This is a genomic window from uncultured Novosphingobium sp. (genome assembly GCF_964277725.1).
GTDB lineage: Bacteria > Pseudomonadota > Alphaproteobacteria > Sphingomonadales > Sphingomonadaceae > Novosphingobium > Novosphingobium fluoreni.
This window is the reverse complement of sequence record NZ_CAXYKL010000074.1, coordinates 1-2991: the sequence shown is the minus strand read 5'-3', so window position 1 is coordinate 2991 and position 2991 is coordinate 1. Positions and strand designations below refer to the sequence as shown.

The window sequence follows — 2991 nt, the reverse complement described above, 5'->3', positions numbered from 1 at the left end:
GCGATTCCTTGCAGCCATAGAGATTGTCGAACTTCGACTTGGTGACGCTGTCGTTCACGTTGATCGCGGGGAACGGCAGCTTGCCTTCCTTGGCCAGGCTGTAGAGGCGGTGGACGCCGGTGGTGGTTTCTTCCGAGACGCCCTTGATCGCCTTCACCGACGCGGTGAGGTAACCAGGCTTGGCCTTCAGGAAAGCGTTGAGCGCGCGGACGAACTCGATTTCTTCGGCATTGCCGGGTTCGAACAGCTTTTCGCCGGCCTCGACCCGTGCACCCCAGAGCGCGAACATGGTGGCATCGCCGCCATCGTCGAGGATCAGGTTAGCCGTCAGGTCCGCGTCGCCTTCGGTCGACCAGTCAAAGATCTTGCCGACGTAATCCCAGTAATCGGCCAGGCTCTCGCCCTTGATCGCGTATACCGGGATACCGCTCGCGGCGATGGCGGCGGCGGCGTGGTCCTGGGTGGAGTAGATGTTGCAGGTAGCCCAACGGACCTCGGCGCCCAGCGCCACCAGCGTCTCGATCAGCACCGCGGTCTGGATCGTCATGTGCAGCGAGCCGGTGATGCGCGCGCCCTTCAGCGGCTGCGACGCACCGAACTCGGCGCGCAAAGCCATCAGGCCCGGCATCTCTGTCTCGGCGATCGCGATCTCGGCGCGGCCGTAGTCCGCAAGGCCGATATCGGCGATGGCGTAGTCTTTGGTCAGCTCGAGAGTGGCCACGGGAAACTCCTGCAAGGTCTGGCGACGCGCCAAACAAGCGCGCCTTGGATGTGCCGTCCCTTAGCCGTCCAAGCTCATCGAGGCAAATATAAAGCTTTCTTTATATGCAGTGCGATCAGTAGACCGCGTCCGTCCGCCGGGGCATATGTCGATAGGGCAGGATCTGGTCCGCAACTTCCACCAGCGTCCCTGTGCCCTGCACCAGCGCCAGCCCGTGCGTCACCGCTTTAAGGTCGGCGCATCCCAGCCAGGGGTGGCCGGAGCCGAACTCGCTGGAAATCCCGTAGCTCACCCGATCGAATGCACGGCCGACATTGGCGTTGCCATATCGCTGCGCCAACCGGCTCCATACCGTGTTGGAGGCCCAACCCAGATCGGAGCGGTGCGCTTGCCAGAACGCCGCATAGTCCTGCCGAAAATCGGATGTGGTCGCGCTGCATTGCGCCCCGGTGACCCGCAGCATCATGTCCAGCCGGTAAAGTTTCTCCGCATTGGTCATGGCCGGTACGGCTACGGCGGGCACTGCCAGAGAAATTGCGAGCGCCGTGCCGAGGCCTGCAATGGCCATCCGCTTGGTCAAATTACGCATAAAACCAGACCTCTACCCGAATCCCCCGTGATGATGGAGGATCGCCCAACCATGGTTGCCAAGAGTTTAACGGTCCACCTAAGCGCAGATTAACCGCGCCGTCCCGTTGTAGAGGCGCAACAGCACCGTATATCTGCGCCGAACCGATTCATCCCCAAGGAAGGATATTTACCCATGACCATCGCCGTTGGAGACAAGCTGCCTGACGTAAAGCTGACCAAGGCTACCGCCGATGGCCCCGATCAGGTCCAGTCCTCAGAGTATTTCGCGGGCAAGCGCGTCGCGCTGTTCTCGGTCCCGGGCGCGTTCACGCCGACCTGCTCGGCCAAGCATCTGCCGGGCTTCGTGGAAAAGGCTGCCGACCTGAAGGCCAAGGGCATCGACGAGATCGCCTGCACCGCCGTGAACGACGCGTTCGTGATGGGCGCCTGGGGCAAGGCTTCGGGCAGCGATGACGTGACGATGCTGGCAGACGGCAATGCCGATCTGGCCGAAGCGGTCGGCCTCACCATGGATGGCAGCGGCTTTGGCATGGGCAAGCGCGGCCAGCGCTTTTCGATGGTCATCAACGACGGCGTGGTCGAGCAGCTGAACGTGGAAGAGCCTGGCAAGTTCGAGGTCAGCTCTGCCGAATACATGCTCGGCAAGCTCTAAGTTATACGCTGCGGGCGGCCACACGGGTCGCCCGTTTCGTTTTTGAAGACAGCAATTGCAGGGATTTGATATGGCGCGTTCGGTGATCGTGACGGGCGGCTTCGGGATTTTGGGCCAAGCCGTTTCCGAGGCATTCGCACAGCTTGGCGACACGGTGGCCCGGATCGACTTTGCGGCCCAGCCCCATCAGCCCGTCGCAGGTGCTCTGGATATCGGCGGGATCGACCTGACCGATGCCGCGGCGACAAAGGACGCGCTGGCAAAGATCGTCGCCGCACACGGCGGGATCGATGTGTTGGTGAACGTCGCAGGCGGCTTCACCTGGGAGACGCTAGCAGACGGTGCGATCGAAAGCTTCACCAAGATGCATTCGATCAACCTGGTCACCAATGCCACGATCACCCAGCTGGCCCTGCCCGAGCTGAAGAATTCCAGCGCCGGACGCATCGTGAATATCGGTGCGGGCGGCGCGGTGAAGGGGGCGATGGGCATGGCATCCTACGCCGCCTCCAAGTCCGGCGTTCATCGCCTGACGGAAGCGTTGGCGGAAGAACTCGCCGGTTCCAGCGTGACGGTGAACGCGATCCTGCCCAGCATCATCGACACGCCGACCAACCGCGCCGACATGCCCGACGCCGATACTTCGACGTGGGTGAAGCCGGAAGCGGTGGCCAAGGTGATCGTGCTTCTGGCCTCTACGGATGCCGGAGCGGTCAGCGGCGCGTTGGTGCCGGTATCACGCGGGGGCTGACCCTGCGCGGGAGCCATACGGCGGCGCCATCGTCTCTATAGATGCGCCGCCAGCCGCTGTTCGGCCGGTCCAGTTCATTGCTGAGAGCGACGGAGTGGCTGGGCCGCAGCACGAACGCGGCGGGACGGTACAGTCTCTCGATCGCCCGGAGACGATAGCTGCCGTCCAGCATCGCACCATAGCGCTGCCATTCCTCATCCGTGTAGCGATAGTATCGGCCATCCAGCGAAACCCGCCAGCGCGGATAGCCAGCGTCGATCAAAACGCCCGCGAATT

At 62.8% G+C, this 2991-nt stretch carries 4 protein-coding genes and 1 pseudogene; 2 read left to right on the top strand and 3 right to left on the bottom strand.

Annotation, left to right across the window (positions count from 1 at the left end):
* Positions 1–721, bottom strand: a 721-nt coding sequence (locus ACHWRX_RS04415; RefSeq protein WP_394658236.1) for an adenosylhomocysteinase, incomplete at its 3' end; no start/stop codon positions are given.
* A gap of 115 nt (positions 722–836) precedes the next feature.
* Positions 837–1310: an S-adenosyl-L-homocysteine hydrolase gene (locus tag ACHWRX_RS04410; protein WP_394658235.1), complete on the bottom strand. Its 474-nt coding sequence runs from the start codon at positions 1308–1310 to the stop codon at positions 837–839.
* A gap of 174 nt (positions 1311–1484) precedes the next feature.
* On the opposite strand from ACHWRX_RS04410, the gene ACHWRX_RS04405 reads away from it, so the two are divergent.
* On the top strand, positions 1485–1964 hold the full coding sequence (locus tag ACHWRX_RS04405; protein WP_183617403.1) for a peroxiredoxin: 480 nt from the start codon (positions 1485–1487) through the stop codon (positions 1962–1964).
* A 70-nt stretch (positions 1965–2034) separates the two neighbouring features.
* Positions 2035–2715, top strand: a complete 681-nt coding sequence (locus ACHWRX_RS04400; RefSeq protein WP_394658234.1) for an SDR family NAD(P)-dependent oxidoreductase — start codon at positions 2035–2037, stop codon at positions 2713–2715.
* Here ACHWRX_RS04400 and ACHWRX_RS04395 read toward each other — a convergent pair.
* A pseudogene (locus tag ACHWRX_RS04395) lies at positions 2678–2991 on the bottom strand (hypothetical protein); the annotation flags it as partial. The gene ACHWRX_RS04400 and the pseudogene ACHWRX_RS04395 sit on opposite strands and share 38 nt — an antisense overlap.

Coding starts and splice junctions, on each gene's coding strand:
- ACHWRX_RS04405 (WP_183617403.1), top strand. CDS start 1,485: ATGACCATCGCCGTTGGAGACAAGCTGCCTGACGTAAAGCTGACCAAG.
- ACHWRX_RS04400 (WP_394658234.1), top strand. CDS start 2,035: ATGGCGCGTTCGGTGATCGTGACGGGCGGCTTCGGGATTTTGGGCCAA.
- ACHWRX_RS04410 (WP_394658235.1), bottom strand. CDS start 1,310: ATGCGTAATTTGACCAAGCGGATGGCCATTGCAGGCCTCGGCACGGCG.